This is a genomic window from Duganella sp. 1224 (assembly GCF_013408245.1).
Taxonomy (GTDB): Bacteria; Pseudomonadota; Gammaproteobacteria; order Burkholderiales; family Burkholderiaceae_D; genus Rugamonas.
In genome coordinates, this window is sequence record NZ_JACBYS010000001.1 from 2488094 (window position 1) to 2508279 (window position 20186).

The window sequence follows — 20186 nt, forward strand, 5'->3', positions numbered from 1 at the left end:
GAGAGCGCGGCATGAACGGACTGGATGAGGATCAATGGCAGACCCTGCGCACGCGGCTGGAACACGCGCGCGCCGCGCTGCTGAGCCAGCTGGCGGACGATCTGGACCGCGGCACCGACCTGCGCCTGCCGCAGCCGCACGTGGCGGAAGCCTCGCCGGCCGACAACGCCAGCCAGCGCACGCTGCACGCTGCCGTGCACGAGGCGGCCACGCTGACCGCGCGCCAGCTGGACATCGTGCGCCACGCGCTGGCCAAGTTCGGCGACCACAGTTACGGTTTGTGCGAGCGCTGCGGCGAGGCGATCGGTTATTCGCGGCTGAACGCGCGGCCGGAGGCGCGCTTGTGCATCAATTGCCAGACGCGGCTGGAGCAAAAGGTCCGCTGAGCGCCCCGCCCCGCCCCGCGCGCGCGTCGTGCGTCATGCGTCACGCGTCATTCGTCATTCCGGCGCAGGCCGGAATCCATGCCGAGCATCCCATGGCCAGCTCAGCATGGGTCCCGGCCTGCGCCGGGACGACGGGCGGCGCTAGTCGTCGCTGAGCCAGGGCTGGCTGCGGATCTTGGCCACCTGGCGCTGCGCCATCAGGCGCCACAGTTGCAGCGCGTCGGCCTGCTTCTTGACGGTCATGGTGCGCGGCGAAGCCAGCGCGATCTCGCAATCGCGGTCCGACCACTCGGCAAAGCGCACCGCGCCGCCGCTCGACACTTCCATTTCGTACATCAGGCCGTCGTCATAGCCGAAGCGCAGCACCGCGCTGCCGGGCGCGCCGTCCGCCGTCACGGCCTTGCCGCCGTAGACGTCGGCCAGCGCCGCCGCCAGTTGGGCCTCGGACGGCGCGCTCACGTCGCGCCCATCCGCACGAGTGAGTACCAGCCATGCCTGTGTCATTGCCGCCTCCGCTCTTCGGTTGATCTGTGCTGACTATCATACCGAAAATTGCCTTCCGCGCAGGGATAGTCTCGGATAAGCAACAGCGCCGGCCAAATGGCAGATCAGCGGCCGCCCCACTGGTCAGGGCTTACAGCAACAGCGGCAGCGAGTTGGGATCAAAGTCGCGCCAGTCGCCGCCGCTGATGCTGCCCTCGGCACGCTCGATGTCGTGCGCGTTCAGGCGGCGCAGGATGGCGACCGCCTGGTCGGCCTGGGCGGCGTCGTCCACCGCCACCGCGATCAGCATGCCGGACTTGCGCGGCGGCCGCACATTGCTGCCATCCTCGTCCGGCTCGCCGGCTTCCTTCATCTTGTGCAGGCTGTACAGCGAACCAACGTGGGCGCCGACCAGCGCCCCCACCACCGGCCCCACTGGCCCGGCAATCGGGATGGTGGCGCTGCCGACCACCGCCCCGGCCACGGCGCCGGTGGCGCCGCCCTTGACCACGCCCTCGTCGCTCTCCTTGGCGCCGGGCGACTTGTCGTGGTCGCCGCCCAGTTCGTGCACATCGTGCTGTCCGGGCGGATTGACGTAAAAGGAACTGATACGCGCTGCCGCAAAACCGGCGCCCAGCAGGGCCAGGCGCGCATCGGCAATTTCATCCTGCAATTGAAAATGGCCCGCAATAATCGTGCTCATTGTTCTTCTCCTGGATTAACGTGCCCCCAGTGTGACCCGCATGGACAGCGGCTTCCGTTCGCGCGCGCACCGTGAAAAAGGTTGAACGCGACGGGCTTATCCGTAATAATCAGCCGATAGTATTTTCGAGCAGCAAGCTTCCATTTCGATAGGAACGCCTGATGAAATTCGCTCCGCCGCCACCGCGCTACCAGCCGCTGGTCGACCTGCGCAACGGCGCGGTGGCCGGCGTCGAAGCGTGGTCGGCCGATGGCGACAGCCTCGCCCTGCTGCGCCGCAGCTGCGCCGACCGCCAGCTGTGGCGCGGTGGCGTGCTGAACGGCGACAACATCCAGCTGGCGCTCAACCTGCCCCAGCGCCAGCTGCACGATCCGCACTTCGGCGCCGGCGTGGCAGCGCTGCTGGAACAGCACGCGATCGCGCCGGCCGCGCTGACGCTGGAGCTGGAGGAGGCGGCGCTGCTGCACGACCCGGCCGCCAGCGCCAGCACGCTGGCCTTCCTCAAGCAACTCGGCGTGTGCCTGACGCTGGACCAGTTCGGCGCCGGCCCGGCCTGCCTGCGCAACCTGCAGCGCTATCCCTTCGATTACATCAAGCTCGACAGCGCGGTGGTGCGCGCGGTCACCGACAACGAGGCCGCCGCCGCCCAGTGCCAGGCGCTGATGGCGATGGCGCTGCACCTCGGCATCCGGGTGGCGGCCGACGGCGTCCAGACCGAGGCGCAGTGCGCCTTCCTGCGTGACAATCTGTGCGACCTGATCCAGGGCGAGCTGTACGCCGCGCCGCAGCCGCCGGACCAGCTTGGCGCGCTGCTGCGCGACGACCGCCGCCTGCCGCCGCACCTGCTGCGGGTGCAGGCGCGGCGCCGCAGCCTGCTGCTGGTCGATGACGAGGTCAACATCGTGTCGGCGCTGAAGCGCCTGCTGCGCCCGGACGGCTACGACATCCTGACCGCCCACTCCGGCGAGCAGGGGCTGGCACTGCTGGCCCAGCAGCCGGTGGACGTGATCATCTCCGACCAGCGCATGCCGGGCCTGAACGGCGCCGATTTCCTGCGCCAGGCACGCACGCTGCGGCCGGACACCATCCGCATCATGCTGTCCGGCTACACCGAGCTGCAGTCGGTGACCGACGCCGTCAACGAGGGGGCAATCTACAAATTCCTCACCAAGCCATGGAACGACGAGCAGCTGCGCGCCCACCTGCGCGACGCCTTCCGCCTGAAGGAGATCGCCGACGACAACGCGCGCCTGAACATGGAGGTGCGCAACGCCAACCACGAGCTGGCCAGTGCCAACCGCCGCATGGAGCAGCTGCTGCACCAGATGCAGCGCCAGATCGACCGCGACGAGATCAGCCTCGGCGTGGCGCGCGAGATCCTGCAGCAGCTGCCGCTGCCGGTGATCGGCATGGATGACGACGGCATGATCGCCTTCGTCAACGGCGCCGCCAGCCGCGTGTTCGAGGGCGCCGGCGCGCTGCTGGGCAACGCCGCCTGCGCCGTGCTGCCGCAGCTGTTCCCCGGCGGCGACTGCCTGCCGCCGGCCGGCCACCATGCCGACATCGGCAGCCGCCGCTACAGCGTCACCGCCTACCCGATGGGCCTGCACTCGGCGTCGCGCGGCAGCCTGATCACGCTCAGCCCGCGGGAGGCATCATGAACCAGATCGCGCTGGACGACGTCATCCGCCACGTACGCGACCTGCCGTCGCTGCCGGCGGTGGTGGCCGAGCTGCTCAGCTGCATGGAGCGCGACGACATCGACCTCGGCTACCTGGCCGGCCGCATCGCGCTCGACCAGGCGCTGACCGCCAAGACGCTGCGGCTGGCCAACTCCTCGTTCTACGGCATGCCGTCCCGGGTCACCAGCATCCAGCAGGCGATGTCGGTGCTGGGCCTGCACAGCGTGCGCACCATGGTGACCGCCTGCGGCGTGATCGGCGCGGTGCCGCCGGCGGCCGGGCCGGCGCTGGACTTCGGCCAGTTCTGGCGCCACGCCATCGCCACTGCGGTGTGGGCGCGGGCGCTGGCGCGCCAGCTGCGCCAGAGTCCCGACACCGCTTTCACCGCCGGCCTGTTGCACAACCTCGGCACGCTGGTGCTGGCCACCCGCTTCCCGGCGGAATACGCGGCGGTGCCGCAGTGGCGCGCCGCGCACGTGGACGCCAGCGTGGCCGAGGCCGAGCTGGCCGTGTTCGGCGTCGACCACGCCCAGGCTGGCGGCGCGCTGGCTGCGCACTGGAAATTCCCGGCGACGATCCAGGACGCCATCTGCCACCAGCACCGCGCCAACGCCAGCGGCCTGGCGCTGGCGGTCGGCCTGGCGCACCAGCTGGCCGTGCCGGCGGCGGACGGCGACGCCCGGCGCGAGCAGGCCTGGACCACCCTCGCCGTCGACGACGCGCAGCGCCAGCAACTGAGCGAGAGCTGCCCGCGGCTGGTCAGCGACATGTGCCAGATCCTCGTCAACCAGGAGTCCCCATGAAACTGCCCTCGCAAGCCGAAGTGGCGCTGGACGAATTCTTTGACGGCCATCCGGTGGCCACCTTCGCCATCAACCGCCACCACGTCATCACCCACTGGAACCGCGCCTGCGAGCAACTGCTGGGCTGGACCCGCGCCTGCATGGTCGGCACCCGCAACCAGTGGCAGCCGTTCTACATCAAGGAGCGGCCGCTGCTGTGCGACCTGATCGTTGCCGGCGACACCAATATCAGCGCCCACTATCCGGGGCACAGCCACCCGTCGGCGCTGATCCCGGGCGCCTACGAGTCCGAGGACTTCTTTCCCAACATCGGCGCCAGCGGCCACTGGCTGCACTTCACCGCCGCGCCGCTGCGCGACGCCCACGGCAATGTGGTGGGCGCCATCGAGACCCTGCGCGACGTCACCGAGCGTCGCGTGGCCGAGAACGCGCTGCGCAAGTCGCGCGACAGCCTGGAGCACATCGTCGAAAAGCGCACCGCCCAGCTGGCGCAGGCCAACGACAAGCTGGAAGACGACATCCGCCAGCTGACCGAGCTGAACGACCTGCTGTCGACCGCCCAGCAGCAGCTGGTGCAGTCCGAGAAGATGGCCTCGATCGGCCAGCTGGCGGCCGGCGTGGCGCACGAGATCAACAACCCGATCGGCTACATTTTCTCCAACGTCGGCACGCTGCAGAACTACCTGGCGCAGCTGTTCGAGATGCTGGACGCCTACCAGGCGGCCGAGGCCAGCATCGCCCAGCCGGCCGTCACCAGCCAGCTGCGCGCGATGCGCGAGCGCATCGACCTCGACTTCCTGCGCGAGGACATTCCGGCGCTGATGCGCGAATCGGGCGAGGGCCTGGTGCGGGTGCGCCACATCGTCGACGACCTCAAGGACTTCTCGCGCGCCGACAGCACCCAGGAATGGAGCCGCGCCGACCTGCACCAGGGCATCGACTCGACGCTGAATATCGTCGCCAACGAGGTCAAGTACCGGGCCGACGTGGTCAAGGCCTACGGCGACATCCCGCCGATCGACTGCCTGCCGCTGCAGATCAACCAGGTGGTGCTGAACCTGGTGGTCAACGCCGCCCAGGCCATGGGCGAGCAGCGCGGCACCATCACGCTGCGCACCGGCATGGCCGACCAGCAGACCGTCAAGCTGGAGGTGGAGGACACCGGCAACGGCATCGCGCCGGACACGCTGTCGCGCATCTTCGATCCCTTCTTCACCACCAAGGCGGTCGGCAAGGGCACCGGGCTGGGGCTGTCGCTGGCCTACGGCATCGTGCAGAAACACAAGGGGCGGATCGAGGTCGACACCGAGCTGGGGCGCGGCACCTGCTTCCGCGTGCTGCTGCCGGTCCGCCACAACGAGGAGCAAACATGAGCCGCATACTGCTGGTGGACGACGAACCCAACATGCTGAGCGCGCTGCAGCGGGCGCTGCGGCAAAGCAAGGCGCTGGCCGGCGCCCAGATCGAAACCTTCACCAACCCGTTCGACGCGCTGAACCGCATCTGCGTGTGCGAATTCGACCTGGTGGTGTCCGACTTCATGATGCCGGAAATGACCGGCGGCGACTTCCTGCAGGCGCTGAAGGACGTGGCGCCGACCACCGTGCGCATCATGCTGACCGCCTCCAACGACTTCAGGACGGCGATGACGGCGATTAACGAGGCGCACGTGTTCCGCTTCATCAGCAAGCCGTGGCAGCAAGCGGAACTGGAGCAGAATATCCTGCAAGGGCTGGAGGAACGTCAGCGCCTGCTGGCCGAGGCCGGGCAGCGGCCGACGGCCCAGGAGCTGGAGGCGCGCCGGCTGGAGCAGGAGGAACCCGGCCTGCTGCACGTCAGGCGCAGCGACGACGGCTCCATCATCCTGTGATCACCAGCCGTAGGCGAACGACACCGGCTGCTGGGGCGGCGCCGGCGGTGGCGGCGGCGACATCCACTGGCGCGGGTCGACGCGGTAGTACTTGAGGAATTCCGCGTACAGCTCGGCGTGGTGCTCGGCCATCTGGTACGGTTTTTCAAAGAAGGTTTCGGTGGCCACGGCAAAAAACTCGGCCGGATTGGTGGCGCCGTACGGGTCCATCACCGTCTCCATGCGGTACATGGCGCGCATGCGCAGGTTGTCGTAGTGGCGTGACAGCACTTCCGACCAGTCGGCGTAGCTGGCCGGATCGCCGAGATACGGCGCGCCGTTGGCGCGGCCCGATTCGCTGTCCAGCTGGTGGGCGAATTCATGCAGCACGACGTTGTGGCCGTCGGTCCAGTCGCCGGCGCCGCGCCGCACATCCTCCCACGACAGCACCACCCGGCCATCGTCCCACGACTCGCCCAGCATGCTCTGGCGGCCCGGCGTGATGACGCCGCCCGGCCCCACCTCGGCGCGCTGGGCAACGAATTCGGACGGATAGACCAGGATGGTGTGCAGCGCCGGATACACCTTGCTGGGCCGGTTCAGCAGCAGCAGGCAGGCCTGGCCGGCGATGGTGACCGCCATTTCATCGGTCACTTCCAGCCCGGCGCAGCCGATAAACTTTTTTTGATGCAGGAACTGCACCACCAGTTGCCGCAACTGCTGTTGCAGCTCGGCCGGCATGTGCCGGTAGACCGAGATATTGCGCTGCAGGACCGCCTCGGCCTCGGCCGGCAGCGGCCGGGCCAGCGCCCGCCGCAGCCGCCAGCGCGGGTAGATGAAGGGCAGCGCGATCGCCAGCGCCGTCAGGCCGATCCAGATCAAAGCTTCCATGGGCAGCGGGGTCCGTAAGATGTCATGCCAGCCTAGATGGGGCGAGATAACAACATTTCAATACGCAAACAGCCGGCGCAAGCGCCGGCTGTCTGATGATACCCCTACAGGAAGATTTATTCCGCTTTTTGCTGCGATGGCGCGCTGCCGAACAGGGCGGCGACCAGCGGGTCGCGCATCACCGGACCGCGGTTGACGCGGATGGCGTAATGGGTGTCGTCGGCCAGGATGTGGAAGTGGCGGCCGCTGCCGGCCATCGCCTGCTCGCGCAGGCCTGGGCGTTCCTTGCGTGGCGGCGCGCCTTCGCGCTTCGGCTGGGCGATGGCGGCCAGGAAGGCGGCGATGCGTTCCGGATCGGGGGTCAGCTGGTAAACCGCCTTGCCCAGGTAGGTGGCGGTGCCCTCGACATAGCGCGCCAGTTCGATCACGCCGGCTTCGCGCAGGTCGCGGATGTATTTGCGGGCGCCGGACGGCGAGAATTTCAGGAACCAGGCGATTTCATCGGCCAGCATCTCGTGCATCGACAGTTCGCCGATCAGCTTTTGCATGTTTTCAATGCGGCGCAGGGTGGCCGAGGTGGAGCGCACGCGCTCGATCGAGGCCATCGACAGCGCCGGCTTGCGGTCCAGCGGCGCCGGGGTCGAGCGGTCCATCAGGGTCAGGCGAGCCGTGGTGGACTGCATCTCCGGCGAGGCTTTCATCTCGTTTTGGACCATGGTTTGTTGTTTGCTGACTGCATGCATGAGAACGCTCCTTTAAACAATGCCTGAAGTGGTACGGCTTGGATGAAGAATGCCCGTTTCGGCGCCCTCAGTCTGTGCGGCAACGAACATTATTGATGCATCTATTGCTTTACGATCGGACAAAGGAGAGGCGCATAAGTTCTGGGATTTGTGACAAATTTGATACAGCACAAAGTTTGGTGCGGTAGCGAACGGAAGAACGGCACCTTGTCGCCTAATCTTCGGTCCAACAGCGATGCAACAACATTGCTGGCAGTGAAACATTTTTTAAACCATCGGGAGCCACCCTGTGAATAAATCCAAGAAAATCGCCCTCGCCGTCGCAGCTCTCTGCGCGTCGTTCTCCGCAATGGCCCAACAAGATCCGGTCATCAACCCATCGTGGTACATCCAGCCGAGCGTCAACGCCATCAAGCCGGATTCCGACTTCGGCACCACCGACAAGCACGGCTACGGCGCCGGCCTGAAATTCGGCAAAGCCATCAACCCAAGCTGGGACGTGCAGGGGGGCTACACCTACAGCCGCTCCAAGGATGGCGTCTACCGCTACCAGCAGGACACGCTGGGCGTGGACGGCCTGTACATGTTCTCGCGTAAATCGTTCCGTCCGTTCCTGCTGATCGGTATCGGCGCCGAGCGCGATACCGCCAACCTGCCGAACTACGTCGAGCGCCGCAAGAACTCGCCCTACCTGAGCGCCGGCCTGGGCTTCCAGGCCGACCTGAGCGAGCGTGTCGCGCTGCAAGCCGACATCCGCGACGTGCACGGTTTCCTGCGCGGCGACACCTTCCCTAGCAGCAAGAGCAACAACTACCTGCTGACCGTGGGCCTGAACATCGCCTTCGACGCGCCACCGCGCCCTGCCCCGCCGGCACCGCCGCCAGCGCCGCCAGTGGCCGAACCGCCACCACCGCCACCAGCCCCACCAGCGCCGCCGCCACCACCGCCAGCGCGCTTCGAAAAAGTGACGATGTCGGCCACCGAACTGTTCGCGTTCGACAGCGCCAAGCTGAACCCGAACCAGCCTAAGCTGGACGACATCGCCAACGTGCTGAACACCAACAGCGGCATCGACAACGTGGTCATCACCGGCTACGCCGACCGTCTGGGCAGCGAGAAGTACAACCAGAAGCTGTCCGAGCGCCGCGCCAACGCGGTCAAGGACTACCTGGTGGGCAAGGGCATCTCGGCCAACCGCCTGAACGCCGTGGGCAAGGGTGAAGCGAATCCCGTGGTGGAATGCCACGACAAGAAACGCGCCGACCTGATCAAGTGCCTGGAGCCGAACCGCCGCGTGGAAGTGGAACAGATCACCATCGAACGCCGCGTGCAGTAAGCGGCTTGATGGGGGGCCCCGCAACCTTGGTTGCGGGGCTTTTTTATTTGCAGCACCCCCAAACGGAAGGGTCTGCCCCCGTACGGGGTCAGACCCTGGCGCAGCGGTTTGCGGGGTGTACAGGTGCCGCTTAAGCCTACATCATGAAATCCAAAAACATCTTCTCGGTGCTGAAATGCACCGTCCTCGAATGGTTCGAACACCGCGGCAGCAGCATGGGCGCGGCGCTGGCGTTTTACACGCTGTTCTCGCTGGCCCCGATCCTGATCCTGGTGCTGGCCATCGCCGGCTGGTTCTACGGTCCGCAAGCGGCCCAGGGCGAGCTGTTTGCCCAGTTGCGCGGCCTGGTCGGCACCCAGGGCGCGGAGGCCATCCAGGCCGTGCTGGCCGGCGCCAAGAACAAGGAGGAAGGCCGGCTGGCCACCATCGCAGCCGGCGCCCTGCTGCTGTTCGGCGCCACCACCGTGTTCGCCGAACTCAAGGCCAGCCTCGACGCCATCTGGCAAGTGCCGCCGCTGACCAAGGGCACCATGTGGGACACCGTCCGCACCCGCCTGCTGTCATTCGGCATGGTGCTGGTGCTGGCCTTCCTGCTGATGGTGTCGCTGGTGGTCAGCGCCGCACTGACGCTGCTGGAGAAATTCTGGGGCCATTACTGGAGCGACGCCGGCGTCGTCCTCACCATCATCAACATGGCGATCAGCTTCGTGGTGATCGCCGCGCTGTTCGGCGTGATCTTCAAGATGCTGCCGCGCGTCAAGCTGTCGTGGCATGACGTGACCATCGGCGCCATCGGCACCGCGGCCCTGTTCACGCTGGGGAAATATGCGATCGGCGCGTATATCGGCAACAGCGGCGTGGCCAGCAGCTTTGGCGCGGCCGGCTCAATGATCGCCCTGCTGCTGTGGGTGTATTACTCGGCGCAGATTTTCTTCCTCGGCGCCGAGTTCGCGCGGCAATATGCGCTGCAGCTGGGCAGCTTGCGCAAGAGTTCACTCGCCGAGTAGCTCGGCCACCACTTCCATCCCTTCCACCCGCTCGGCGACCACCTTGATGATGACGATCACGGGGACGCCGAGCAGCAAGCCCCACACGCCCCACAACCAGCCCCAGAACAGCAGGCTGACGAACACCGCCGCCGCGTTCATGCGGGCGAAGCGGCCGGTCATCCAGGTCGCCACCACGGTGCCGATCAGCGTGGCGATGGCCAGCGACGCGCCCATCACCAGGAAGCTCATTTGCAGGGATTCAAACTGCAGGAAGGCGACCACGCCGGTGGCAAGCATGATCAGCAGCGGGCCGAAATACGGCATCAGGTGCAGCAGCCCGGCCACGATGGCCCAGGCGCCGGCGTTTTCCAGCCCGATCCAGCGCAGCGCGATCCACATCAGCAGCGCCAGCGCGCTGTTGGTCACCAGCAGCATCAGCATGTACTTCTGGATCGAGCTGTTGATGTCCTCCAGGATGTGGACGGTGATTTTCTTCTTGGTCAGCGACGGCCCGGTCAGCTTGACCAGCTTGCGCTTGAAGGTGTCGCCCGACAGCAGCAGGAAGAACACCAGGAAGATCACCATCGTCGCCTGGCTCAGAAAGCCCATCACGCCCATCGAGCCGGCCCACACCCAGTTCATCACCGGCAGCGTGTCCGGCGGCGCGGCGGCGGCGGCACGGCGCGCGGCGCGACGTTCCTGGGCGCCGGCGGTGGCCTGCTGCAGCTCGGTGGCGACGTCCTGGATGCGCTGCAAGGCGCTCGGGCCGCCGCTGTGCAGGTGTTCGGCGACCAGCTTGGACAGCTTGTGGCCGGCGGTCGGCAATTCGTCGATGATGGACTGGAACTCGCCCTGCAGCTTTTCGATCACCACCACCGAGCCGCCGAGGATGGCGGCGGTGATCAGCGTGGCGCCGATCACGCGCGGCACACGGATGCGCTCCAGCCAGCACACCAGCGGGCTCAGGGTGTAGGTGATCAGGATGCCGAGCAATAAGGGGACCAGGAAATTACGCGACCATTGCAGCGCCCAGATGAAAGCGACGGTCGCAATCACACCCAGCGCCAGGCCGCGCGCGTTGACATGAATTGGAATACGGGAAGGTTCGCGAGGAATCTCGCCATCGGCGGCAACCGCCTGTGCGTGAGTCCGTGGAAGATCGACAGGCTGGTTCATGATGACTCACAGGGTAAAGCGCCGGCGCGCCAAGGTGCGCGCCGGCCGGGGGAATTACTTGACGTGCAGGTCGTTCTTCACTGCGGTTACGCCCTTGACGCCGCGGGCCACTTCACCGGCCTTGGCGATGTCTTGCGGCTGGGCCACGAAGCCGCTCAGCTGCACGGTGCCCTTGAAGGTCTCAACGTTGATCTCGGTCGACTTCAGGGTCGGCTCGTTGAAGATGCTGGCTTTGACTTTGGTGGTGATGACCGAATCGTCAACATACTCGCCGGTGCCTTCCTTGCTTGCGGTGGAGGCGCAGCCGGTCATGGCGCCCAGCAGCGAGACGGTGAACAGGGCAGTAGCGATTTTATGTGCGATTTTCATGGCGATTTCTCCTTGGAGTAATTAGTAACAATGGGTTGTCAGCCAGCGGGACGTTTTGGAATGTGCCGTCTCTGCTACCGATGTCGCCATTAAACGCCGCTTCCCGCGCGGCCTCTGTACGGTAGCGTACAAAAATCGCCACCACGCGACACGGTGCGTAAGCGCACAGACCCGGCCCGGCCCGCTGTTTATGCTGGACTCACACTTTTTCAGGAGAACAACATGAAACGCTCAACCATGCTTGCCGCCGCCGTGCTGTCCGGCGTCGCCGCATTGAGCGGCTGCGCCAGCAACCAGCAGCCGCAACAGATCGGCTATATCAGCAATGACTCGTCCACCTACGGCACCATCGACCAGATCGTCGTCATGCAGCCGCGCGGCACGTCCGGCGTCGGCGCGGTCACTGGCGGTTTGATCGGCGGCCTGCTGGGCAACCAGGTGGGCGGCGGCGGTGGCCGCGCGGTGGCCACGGCGGCCGGCGCCATTGGCGGCGCGGTGGTCGGCAACAATGTCGAGAGCAACCGCAACGCCGGCAAGGAGGAATACCAGATCACCGTGCGCATGGATAACGGCGACACCCGCATCATCCAGCAGGACAGCGTGTATGACCTGCGCGTCGGCAACCGCGTGCGTCTGATCGACGGCCGCCTGTACCGTTACTAAGTCTTAACTAAATTTAACCATCACCACTGATAACAAGGAGAATGCCATGGGTACCATTATTCTGATCATCCTGGTCCTGGCCCTGATCGGCGCGCTGCCGACCTGGCCTCACAGCCGTAACTGGGGCTACGCGCCCAGCGGCATTACTGGCCTGATCGTGGTGATCCTGCTGATCATGCTGCTGACCGGCAGGTTGTAAAACGTGAGGAGGACATCATGGTTCATCATCGCATCGTTACCGGCGTGATGCTGGCCTGCGCGGCGCTGGCCGCGCAGGCGCAGGAAGTCACCGACACCACGCCACCACAGAACGCCGCGCTGCAGCGCCAGGAAATCGCCCGTGGCGAGCCGGCGCGCTGGACCCAGGGCGACGTCACCACCGCCGACCGCGCGCGCACGCTGCGCAAGGAAATCGGCGCGGCACTGGCGGAAGCCAAACAGGGTTGCCAGAAGGGTCCGGCCAGCGAACGCGGCGCCTGCATGCAAGAGGCGCAGCGCATCTACCAGCAGGACATGGCCAAAGTGCCGCAGCTGGTGGCGGCAAAGTAACGCCCGGCGGGCCGCTCAGGCGGCCCGCGCGCTGTCGCCGCCCTGCACCGCCAGCGGCGGCAATTCGTGCACCACCAGCGGCGTATCCTCCGACACCACGCCCAGCCAGCCGGCCGCCTTGATGGCGCGCAGCGCGTCCTGATAGCCCTGGTCCCAGCGCCAGTTGATCGATCCCTCGGAAAAATTGATGTCCTTGGCCGCCATGTTCCAGTCGCGCCCGGCGTACGGCAGGCGCACCACGTGCAGCGTGCTGCCGCAGCCCAGCGCCTCCAGCTCGCGCGTCTGCTCGGGCGTGCGCTGGTCCGCCGGCAACGCCGAGTACAGCTCGCGCAGCTTTTGCCGCAGCTGGTGGGTGGCCACATAGTCGGCCAGGTGGCGCCGCGAGCGCGAGGCGAAGGTGACGTCTTTCTGCCGCGTCTGCACCTCGTCCAGCGTGCGCGGCTCCTCGCCGTCGGCGCTCCACAGGTCGACCATGAAGCACAGCGTGTCGACCTGCTTGCTCTCGTCCAGCACGGTTTCCAGCGGCGTGTTCGAATACAGCCCGCCGTCCCAGTACAGGTCGCCATCGATACGCACCGGCGGGAAGCCCGGCGGCAGCGCGCCGCTGGCGCGGATGTGGTCGGCGTGGATGGTCAGCTCGCGGTTATCGAAGCTGCGCAGCGTGCCGCAGGTGACCTTGAGGGCGTTGACGGTCAGGCGGATGCCGCCCGGCGCGTTGAGGTAGTCAAAATCGATCAGGTCGTTGAGCGTGTCGCGCAGCTCGGCGGTGTCGTAGAAACTGGCCAGTTCCGGATCGACCGGCGCGCCGGTGGCAAAGGCGTTGAACAGGCGCGGCGTGAAGAAGCCCGGCACGCCGCGCAGCAGCGTGTCCCAGGTTTGCAGCACGATGTTGGAGCGGCGCTGCGCGTCCGGCACGCGGCGCATGTCGTAGCTGTCGCGGTGGGCGATGCCCTGCCAGAACTGGCGCAGCCGCGTCAGCCGCTGTTCAAACGGATTGCCGGCCAGGATGGCGGCGTTGATGGCGCCGATCGAGGTGCCGACGATCCAGTCCGGCGCCAGCTGGTGCTCGTGCAGCGCCTGGAACACGCCGGCCTGGTACGCCCCCAACGCGCCGCCTCCCTGCAGCACCAGCACGACGCGCATGCCTGCGGGATTGAGCGGATGGGGTGGCGTGCTCAAGGCAATTCGTGTTGCTGCGTGGGTTTGCGGCGCAGCAGCCAGGCCGCGCCCACACCAGCCACCGTGGCCAGCGCCAGCGCCGGCTTGATCAGCCGCTTGCGGGCGATGAACGAGCCCACCGTCAGCGCATACGGCATCAGCGACTTGAGCGTGCCGAACGAGGCCAGCGACCCCAGTGCTTTGAAGCTGAAGCCGCCGCCGGGGCCGCCGTGCAGCAGCCCGCCCAGCCGCGCCTGCGCCAGGCCGACCACGTGGTCCATGGCGCCGTGCATCAGCGCCTCCGGGTGCAGCGCCTGGCCGGTCAGGGCCTTGGCGTGGACCACCTTGATGCGCAGCAGTTCGCCTTCGCGTATCAGTCTTTGCTTCTCGGCCGCCAGCGCGGCCGCGTCTTCATGTTTGCTCACGGCCTCTCCTTACAACAGCATGTCGCGGTCGGACTTCAGTTCCGCCATGGTGGCCGGCAGCGCCAGCTTGCCGCTGCGGATCAGCGCGCGCGCATACAGCATCAGACCGATGGCCACCAGCAGGAACACGACGGTGATGATCGGCAGGATGACCCAGCCAATGGCCGCCCACGCCAGGTACACCAGCGTGACCGAAGCGTAGATCAGGGCGAAGCCGCCCAGCAGTACAGCCAGCGCGAACACCAGCACCAGTTGCAGCAAATGGTTGCGCACCTCGGCCAGCTCCAGCGCGGCCAGCTCCAGCCGGTTGAGCACGAGGGCGATCGCATTGCGGGTCACCAGACCCAGCGATGCGATCAGCCCTGGCGGACGTGGATCGTCTTCTTGCGTCACGGTGGCTTACTTGCGGCCGATGATGACGCCGATCAGCAGGCCGATGCCGGCCGCCGCAGCGATCGAACGCCAAGGGTTTTCCTTGACGTACTCGTCCGCCTGCTTGGCGGCTTCCTTGGTGGCGGCCACGGCGCTGACCTGGGCTTCGTGGGCCTTGGCCAGCGCGGTGTCCAGCGCGCGCATGCCGCGGCCGCGCAGTTCCTCGGCCTTTTCACCGGTCAGCGCGGTGGCCGCGGTGAACAGTGCCTGGGCGTCTTTCACCAGCGTTTTCACGTCATTGTTCACGGTACTGATGTTTTGTTCCAGCATGATGGAGCTCCTGTTTTGGTTGTTGATGTGAAAACTTTACAGCAAATCGCGAAAGCACGTGTCAACCGTGTTCGGTCATCATGTCACGCATATCGTCCGCGTGCTCCTCTTCGACCGCCATGATCTTGATCAAAAGAAGACGCGTGGTCGGGTCGCTGTCGCCGATTTGCTGGATCATCTGACGATACGACTCGATCGCCACGCGCTCCGCCACCAGGTTGGCGCGCACCATCGACTGCACGTCTTCCGACGCATCATACTCGGCATGGCTGCGCTCAAGCAATGTTGCTGGATTGAAATCAGGATCGCCGTTCAGCTGGACGATGCGCTCGGCCAGCCAGTCGGCGTGCTCCTGCTCCTCCTGCGCGTGCTCCAGGAACTCGGCCTTGATGGCCGCGTTCTCGCGCCCGCTCACCGTGTAGTAGTGGCGCTTGTAGCGGTTGATGCACACCAGTTCGGTCGCCAGCGCGTCGTTCAGCATCTTGATGACCGCCTCGCGGTCGCCCTGGTAGCCGGCCGTCACCGGACCGTCTTCCAGGTTGCGGGCGGCGGCGCGGATGGCTTCCTTGTCGAGGCCTGCCGCTTGGGTGGGATGGGATTCAGCCATGAGTCTTTCCTTCCTAAGTAAGAGATAAAAACGGCGCGAATTAGCGACGGTTGGCGATCGGGGCGCCGTTTTGCGACAGCACGATTTCGACGCGGCGGTTCAACTGACGGCTGCCGGCGTCGGCATTGCTGGCCACCGGGTAGGCTTCGCCGTAACCCCGGGTGGCGATCTTGTTGCCCGGCACCCCCAGGCCGATCAGCGCGTTGCGCACCGCTTCGGCGCGGCGCTGCGACAGGTCGAGGTTGTGCGACGAGGTGCCGGTGCTGTCGGTAAAGCCTTCGACCAGCACCACGCTCTGCGGTTCCTGCATCAGCACGTCGGCCAGTTTTTGCGCGGTGCGCATGCCTTCGGCGCTCAGCTCGGCGCGGTCGACGTTGAACAGCACGTCGCTCAGCGTGATGATCAGGCCGCGCTCGGTCTGCTTGGCCTGCAGGTCGGCCAGTTGCTGTTGCAGGGCGGCGTTCTTGGCCTGCTCGTCGCGCGCCGAGCTGGCGGCGGCATCGGCCTGGGCGCGGGCGGCGTCGGCGTCGGCCTTGGCCTGCTCGGCCTGCGACTTGGCGCGGTCGGCGGCCACGCGCGCCTGGTTGGCTTCGGCGGTGCGCGCCTGCAGGCGGATTTCATCGCGCTGGCGGGCGGCGTTGGCGACGTCGGCCTCGGCCTGCTTGGCCTTGGCGGCTTCCTGCGCGGTGGCGATCTTCTGCTTGGCGATGTAGGCCAGCTTGTCGATGTCGTTCAGGCTTTCGCGCTTGGCGGCGGCGGCGTTGGCGGCATCCAGTGCGTCCGACGCGGCCTTGAATTCCAGGGGCGCGTTGGCGGCCACCGACGGGTTGCTCTGCGCGGCGACGAAGTCGGCGCGCGCCTGGTCCAGTTGGCTGGTGGTGGTCGGCGTGCTGCTGCAGGCGGCAAACATCATCGACACGGCGAACGCGGTAGGCAGCAGGATCAGTTTCTTCATGATGGGCTCCGTTATTTATTGTTGATTACTGTTGCGTCGTGGCGCTGGCGCGGGCCAGTTCTTCGCGCAGCAGGCGGATGTTTTGTTGCAGTTCATCGGACGCGGCGGTCGCCTTGGCCGAGTTGGCCTTGCTCTGCGCCAGCTGGGCGTCGGCCGAGGCCTGGTTGGCCAGGTCCTGCGCGGTCTTGTAGTCGCGCGCGGCCAGCGCCTGGTTGGCGCGCATCAGCTTGTCGCGGGCCGAGCTCATTTCGGCCGGGGCCAGATCGGCGGCGCCGGCCGCGGTCGCGGCGGACACGGCTTCACGCGACACCGCCACATCGGCGGTGGCCGGGGTTTTTTCGCTGGCGCAGCCAGCCAGGCCGGCCAGCACCGCCATACCGATCAGCCATTGCGTATTCATCGTCATCATTATTGTTCTCCTCAAAATATGAATGGGATGGTTGACTTTATATGCCGATGGCGAGACAGCATCAGTACGGTGACGCACAAAAAGCCGGAGTGTGTAAAATGAGGCAACGATAAGAACACAGGAACACCATGCCCCTGCCGCGCCGCACCCGCCTCGCCCTCGCCGTCGGCGCCACCCTCGTGGTGGCCGTGCCGCTGCTCGCCGCCGCCGTGCTGGCCAGCGTCGACTGGAACCGGGCGCGGCCCTGGCTGAACGACAGGATCAGCGCGGCCATCGACCGCCCGTTCGAGATCCGCGGCCAGGTGGCGCTGGCGTGGCGCCAGCAGGGGCGCATCCTGCCGCTGCCGCACCTGGTGGCGCGGGATGTCCACATCGGCAATCCGCGCGCGATGCGGGCCCCGGCCGAGATGGTCAGCGTCAGCCAGTTTGCGTTTGCAGTCGAGCTGCTGCCGCTGCTGCGCCAGCGCATCGAGATTCCCGAGCTGCGCTTCGACAACCCCAACCTGCTGCTGCAGCGCGACGCCGACGGCCGCAACAACTGGACCTTCCACCGCGACGACCAGCCGTCCACCTGGACGCTGGACGTGCAGCGCGTGGTGCTGACCAAGGGCACGGTGCGCTACATCGACGCCGTCACGCACGTGGACGCCAGCGCGCGGGTCGATACCATCAACGACGCGCGCTACGGCGTGGCCTGGCAGCTGCGCGGCAAGTGGAATAACCAGGACGTCAGCGGCAGCGGCAAGGCCGGCGCCGTGCTGTCGCTGCGCCAGCAGACCACGCCGTTCCCGCTGGCGGCCAGTCTCGACGTCGGCGGCACCCACATCGCCTTCGAGGGCACGCTGACCAAGCCGGCCGCGCTGGCCGCGCTCGACATGCGCCTCAAGCTGTCCGGTCCCAGCATGGCGCGCCTGTACGGCCTGACCGGCGTGCTGCTGCCGGAAACGCCGCCCTTCGTCACCGAGGGCCACCTGACCGGCAACCTCGGCGCCAACGCCAGCCATTGGGTCTACGACCAGTTCACCGGCAAGGTCGGCCAGAGCGACATCGCCGGCAAGCTGGACTTCAAAACCGGCCAGCCGCGCCCGCTGTTGAGCGGCACCATCCGGTCCAAGCTGCTGCAGGTGTCGGACCTCGGCCCGCTGATCGGCGCCGACTCCAACGCCAGCAAGGCGGCGCGCGGCGCCGACGAACGCCAGCCGGGCAACAAGGTGCTGCCGGTGGAAACCTTCCGCACCGAGCGCTGGACCGCCATCGACGCCGACGTCAACTTCAAGGCCGCGCGCATCACGCGCGACAAGGACTTGCCGATCCAGAACCTGGAAACGCAGATCCACATGAAGGACGGCGTGCTGTCGCTGAAGCCGATGGACTTCGACATCGCCGGCGGCCGCTTCGCGTCCACCGTCATGCTGGATGGCAGCGGCAAGGTCAATCCGCACGCCATCCGCGCCGAGCTGAAGGCGGACGCGCGCCACCTGCAACTGAAGCAGCTGGTGCCGCTGGACAGCATGCAGGCCACGGTGGGCGAGGTCAACGCCGACGTGTCGCTGGCGGCCACCGGCAACTCGGTGGCCAGCCTGCTGGGCTCGTCGAACGGCGAACTCAAAGGCGTGGTCAACCAGGGCAGCGTCAGCAAGCTGCTGCTGGAAACCATGGGCCTGAACATCGGCAGCGTGGTGCTGACGCGGCTGGCCGGCGACAAGCAGGTCAAGCTGAACTGCATGGTGACCGACTTCGCCGTCAGCAACGGCGTGATGAAGTCGCGGCTGTTCGTGGTGGACACCTCCGAGGCCAAGATCGACATCAACGGCACGGTCAACCTCGGCAACGAGAAGCTGGACCTGACGCTGAAGCCGGACGCCAAGTCGGTGCGGGTGATTTCGCTGCGGGCACCGATTTATGTGCGCGGCACGTTCAAGGATCCCGACGTCAGCGTCGACAAGAGCGCAGTGGCGCTGCGCGCCGGCGGCGCGCTGGCGCTGGCGGTGGTGGCGCCGGTGGCGGCCATCGTGCCGCTGGTCAGCACCGGGCCGGGCGCGACGCCGGGCTGCCAGACGCTGATGGCGCGGGTGGGCAAGCTGGCGCCCGGGCATTGATTCTGTCGCAATGTGTGCTGACGAACGGAAGCACAATCCGAGGTTTTGTACTCTGGAGCCATCGGTGAAGGCGCAATACCGCGCCGAACCTGCCAGAGGAGAAAAATCATGAACAACGTGAAGCGTATCGCAGCAACCGCCGCCATGCTGGCGGCCACCCTGGGCCTGAGCGCCTGCGCAGGCATGTCGAACCAGGACCGTAACACCGCGGTGGGCGCCGGCGTCGGCGCCGTGGCCGGCTCGGTGCTGACCGGCGGCAGCGCTGTCGGCACCGTGGGCGGCGCGGCAGTGGGCGGCGTGATCGGTAACCAGGTGCAGAAGCCACCGCGTTAATCGCCGGCCTGACCAACCCACGCCATTCCCGCTCGCGCGGGAATGGCGTTTTTGCGTTTTTGCGTTTTGCGCCGGCGCCCTCCGCCCGGCCCCGGCCTCTTCTCTCACTTATCCTTGAACATTTCGTAGCAGTGGCACGAGGCAGCCTCCAGGCCGGCCGAGTCCAGGATCTCGATATTACCGCGGCTGTACGTGATCAAGCGCTGCTGCTGCAACGCGCTGGCCGCCTTGGTCACGCCAACGCGCCGCACGCCCAGCGCATGCGCCAGGAACTCGTGCGTCAGGTGGAATTTTTCCGACTGCAGCCGGTCACGGGTGATGAGCAATGAGCGCGCCAGCCGCGCCTCCAGCACGTGGAAGCGGCTGCACACGGCGATCTGGATGGTCTGCGCCAGCAGGGTATCGATATAACGGTGCAGCAGGCGCTGCAAGGACTCCATGCGATGGAACTCGGTGACGAAATCACCGGCCGCCATGCGGTACACGCGCCCCGAGCGCTGCACCACCGCCCGGACCTGCGCCAGCTCATGGCCCAGCACCAGGGACGCGCCCAGCATGCCCTCGCGTCCGACCGATCCGACTTCCAGCGTCATGCGGCCCTCGGCCACGCCCAGCAGCGACAGCAGGGAATCGATGGGGAAATACACATACCGCATCTCCTGTCCCGGCTCCGACAACACCTGACCGTTATCCACCCGCACCGTTTCGCAGCGCGCAGCGAGCTGGAGTTGGTCCTCATCCGGCAAGCTGGCCAGCAAGCGATTGTTGGCCAGCCGGGGTTGTGCGCGGTCATCGTCGGGGGAATGTGAAATAGAGGTATGCATGGAAACAGATTAAGGGCAATTATTTGCTGTGTATGTACGGTGACGCACGGAA

Annotated in this window: 26 protein-coding genes; 12 read left to right on the plus strand and 14 right to left on the minus strand. The window is 66.5% G+C overall.

What is annotated here, in order from left to right:
- Window positions 1–11 precede the first annotated feature (11 nt).
- On the plus strand, window positions 12–386 hold the full coding sequence (locus tag FHW58_RS11095; protein WP_179673051.1) for a TraR/DksA C4-type zinc finger protein: 375 nt from the start codon (window positions 12–14) through the stop codon (window positions 384–386).
- 141 nt (window positions 387–527) lie between these two features.
- On the opposite strand, the gene FHW58_RS11100 is transcribed toward FHW58_RS11095, so the two are convergent.
- Complete coding sequence (locus FHW58_RS11100; protein ID WP_179673052.1) at window positions 528–890, minus strand: hypothetical protein; 363 nt, start codon at window positions 888–890, stop codon at window positions 528–530.
- Between the two features lie 130 nt (window positions 891–1020).
- Window positions 1021–1572: a glycine zipper domain-containing protein gene (locus FHW58_RS11105; protein ID WP_179673053.1), complete on the minus strand. Its 552-nt coding sequence runs from the start codon at window positions 1570–1572 to the stop codon at window positions 1021–1023.
- Window positions 1573–1733: 161 nt separating this feature from the next.
- On the opposite strand from FHW58_RS11105, the gene FHW58_RS11110 reads away from it, so the two are divergent.
- The 4 genes from FHW58_RS11110 to FHW58_RS11125 are packed head-to-tail and all read left to right on the plus strand — an operon-like array spanning window position 1734 to window position 5927.
- Window positions 1734–3233 carry an EAL domain-containing protein gene (locus tag FHW58_RS11110; protein WP_179673054.1) on the plus strand — a complete coding sequence of 500 codons (1500 nt, stop codon included), beginning with the start codon at window positions 1734–1736 and terminating at the stop codon, window positions 3231–3233.
- Window positions 3230–4057 carry an HDOD domain-containing protein gene (locus tag FHW58_RS11115; protein WP_179673055.1) on the plus strand — a complete coding sequence of 276 codons (828 nt, stop codon included), beginning with the start codon at window positions 3230–3232 and terminating at the stop codon, window positions 4055–4057. Before FHW58_RS11110 ends, FHW58_RS11115 begins: the two co-directional genes overlap by 4 nt.
- A complete protein-coding gene (locus FHW58_RS11120; RefSeq protein WP_179673056.1) occupies window positions 4054–5430 on the plus strand; it encodes an ATP-binding protein in 1377 nt (458 codons plus the stop codon). Before FHW58_RS11115 ends, FHW58_RS11120 begins: the two co-directional genes overlap by 4 nt.
- Window positions 5427–5927, plus strand: a complete 501-nt coding sequence (locus FHW58_RS11125) for a response regulator (protein ID WP_179673057.1) — start codon at window positions 5427–5429, stop codon at window positions 5925–5927. The genes FHW58_RS11120 and FHW58_RS11125 overlap by 4 nt, the downstream gene beginning before the upstream one ends.
- Here the strand turns inward: FHW58_RS11125 and FHW58_RS11130 are convergent, their stop codons facing one another.
- Together FHW58_RS11130 and FHW58_RS11135 are read right to left on the minus strand one after the other, a co-directional pair.
- Entirely contained in the window at window positions 5928–6797 is an 870-nt protein-coding gene (locus tag FHW58_RS11130; protein ID WP_179673058.1) for a zinc-dependent peptidase, read from the minus strand.
- A 116-nt stretch (window positions 6798–6913) separates the two neighbouring features.
- Window positions 6914–7450, minus strand: a complete 537-nt coding sequence (locus FHW58_RS11135) for a winged helix-turn-helix domain-containing protein (RefSeq protein WP_373996671.1) — start codon at window positions 7448–7450, stop codon at window positions 6914–6916.
- Window positions 7451–7829: 379 nt separating this feature from the next.
- Here FHW58_RS11135 and FHW58_RS11140 point away from each other — a divergent pair, with 379 nt between their 5' ends.
- Window positions 7830–8876, plus strand: coding sequence for an OmpA family protein (locus tag FHW58_RS11140; RefSeq protein WP_179673059.1), 1047 nt, complete (start codon window positions 7830–7832; stop codon window positions 8874–8876).
- A 143-nt stretch (window positions 8877–9019) separates the two neighbouring features.
- Entirely contained in the window at window positions 9020–9883 is an 864-nt protein-coding gene (locus FHW58_RS11145) for a YihY/virulence factor BrkB family protein (protein WP_179673060.1), read from the plus strand.
- On the opposite strand, the gene FHW58_RS11150 is transcribed toward FHW58_RS11145, so the two are convergent.
- A complete protein-coding gene (locus FHW58_RS11150) occupies window positions 9869–11041 on the minus strand; it encodes an AI-2E family transporter (protein WP_179673061.1) in 1173 nt (390 codons plus the stop codon). The two genes, FHW58_RS11145 and FHW58_RS11150, sit on opposite strands and share 15 nt — an antisense overlap.
- 54 nt (window positions 11042–11095) lie before the next feature.
- A complete protein-coding gene (locus FHW58_RS11155; protein ID WP_179673062.1) occupies window positions 11096–11410 on the minus strand; it encodes a BON domain-containing protein in 315 nt (104 codons plus the stop codon).
- A 222-nt stretch (window positions 11411–11632) separates the two neighbouring features.
- Between FHW58_RS11155 and FHW58_RS11160 the strand changes: the two genes are divergently transcribed.
- Genes FHW58_RS11160 through FHW58_RS11170 form a run of 3 tightly spaced genes read left to right on the plus strand, consistent with a single transcriptional unit; the run spans window position 11633 to window position 12622 of the window.
- Window positions 11633–12073, plus strand: coding sequence for a glycine zipper 2TM domain-containing protein (locus tag FHW58_RS11160; protein ID WP_179673063.1), 441 nt, complete (start codon window positions 11633–11635; stop codon window positions 12071–12073).
- Window positions 12074–12119: 46 nt separating this feature from the next.
- Window positions 12120–12272 carry a DUF3309 domain-containing protein gene (locus FHW58_RS11165; protein ID WP_090192273.1) on the plus strand — a complete coding sequence of 51 codons (153 nt, stop codon included), beginning with the start codon at window positions 12120–12122 and terminating at the stop codon, window positions 12270–12272.
- 17 nt (window positions 12273–12289) lie between these two features.
- On the plus strand, window positions 12290–12622 hold the full coding sequence (locus FHW58_RS11170; RefSeq protein ID WP_179673064.1) for a hypothetical protein: 333 nt from the start codon (window positions 12290–12292) through the stop codon (window positions 12620–12622).
- Window positions 12623–12637: 15 nt separating this feature from the next.
- Here FHW58_RS11170 and FHW58_RS11175 read toward each other — a convergent pair whose 3' ends face one another.
- The 7 genes from FHW58_RS11175 to FHW58_RS11205 form a co-directional block, all read right to left on the minus strand.
- Entirely contained in the window at window positions 12638–13765 is a 1128-nt protein-coding gene (locus FHW58_RS11175) for a patatin-like phospholipase family protein (RefSeq protein WP_179673385.1), read from the minus strand.
- Window positions 13766–13797: 32 nt separating this feature from the next.
- On the minus strand, window positions 13798–14205 hold the full coding sequence (locus tag FHW58_RS11180; protein ID WP_179673065.1) for a hypothetical protein: 408 nt from the start codon (window positions 14203–14205) through the stop codon (window positions 13798–13800).
- Window positions 14206–14214: 9 nt separating this feature from the next.
- Window positions 14215–14598, minus strand: a complete 384-nt coding sequence (locus FHW58_RS11185; RefSeq protein ID WP_179673066.1) for a phage holin family protein — start codon at window positions 14596–14598, stop codon at window positions 14215–14217.
- Window positions 14599–14604: 6 nt separating this feature from the next.
- The gene (locus FHW58_RS11190) at window positions 14605–14907 is read right to left on the minus strand and encodes a YqjD family protein (protein ID WP_155466996.1); all 303 of its coding nucleotides are present in this window, start codon (window positions 14905–14907) and stop codon (window positions 14605–14607) included.
- Between the two features lie 61 nt (window positions 14908–14968).
- Entirely contained in the window at window positions 14969–15514 is a 546-nt protein-coding gene (locus tag FHW58_RS11195) for a bacterioferritin (protein WP_179673067.1), read from the minus strand.
- Window positions 15515–15554: 40 nt separating this feature from the next.
- On the minus strand, window positions 15555–16469 hold the full coding sequence (locus tag FHW58_RS11200; protein ID WP_179673068.1) for an OmpA family protein: 915 nt from the start codon (window positions 16467–16469) through the stop codon (window positions 15555–15557).
- A gap of 25 nt (window positions 16470–16494) precedes the next feature.
- The gene (locus FHW58_RS11205; RefSeq protein ID WP_373996655.1) at window positions 16495–16878 is read right to left on the minus strand and encodes a DUF4398 domain-containing protein; all 384 of its coding nucleotides are present in this window, start codon (window positions 16876–16878) and stop codon (window positions 16495–16497) included.
- Window positions 16879–17006: 128 nt separating this feature from the next.
- Between FHW58_RS11205 and FHW58_RS11210 the strand changes: the two genes are divergently transcribed.
- Window positions 17007–18977: an AsmA family protein gene (locus FHW58_RS11210; RefSeq protein ID WP_179673069.1), complete on the plus strand. Its 1971-nt coding sequence runs from the start codon at window positions 17007–17009 to the stop codon at window positions 18975–18977.
- Window positions 18978–19085: 108 nt separating this feature from the next.
- Complete coding sequence (locus FHW58_RS11215; RefSeq protein WP_179673070.1) at window positions 19086–19310, plus strand: glycine zipper 2TM domain-containing protein; 225 nt, start codon at window positions 19086–19088, stop codon at window positions 19308–19310.
- Window positions 19311–19414: 104 nt separating this feature from the next.
- Here FHW58_RS11215 and FHW58_RS11220 read toward each other — a convergent pair whose 3' ends face one another.
- A complete protein-coding gene (locus FHW58_RS11220) occupies window positions 19415–20134 on the minus strand; it encodes a Crp/Fnr family transcriptional regulator (protein WP_179673071.1) in 720 nt (239 codons plus the stop codon).
- Window positions 20135–20186: the final 52 nt, after the last annotated feature.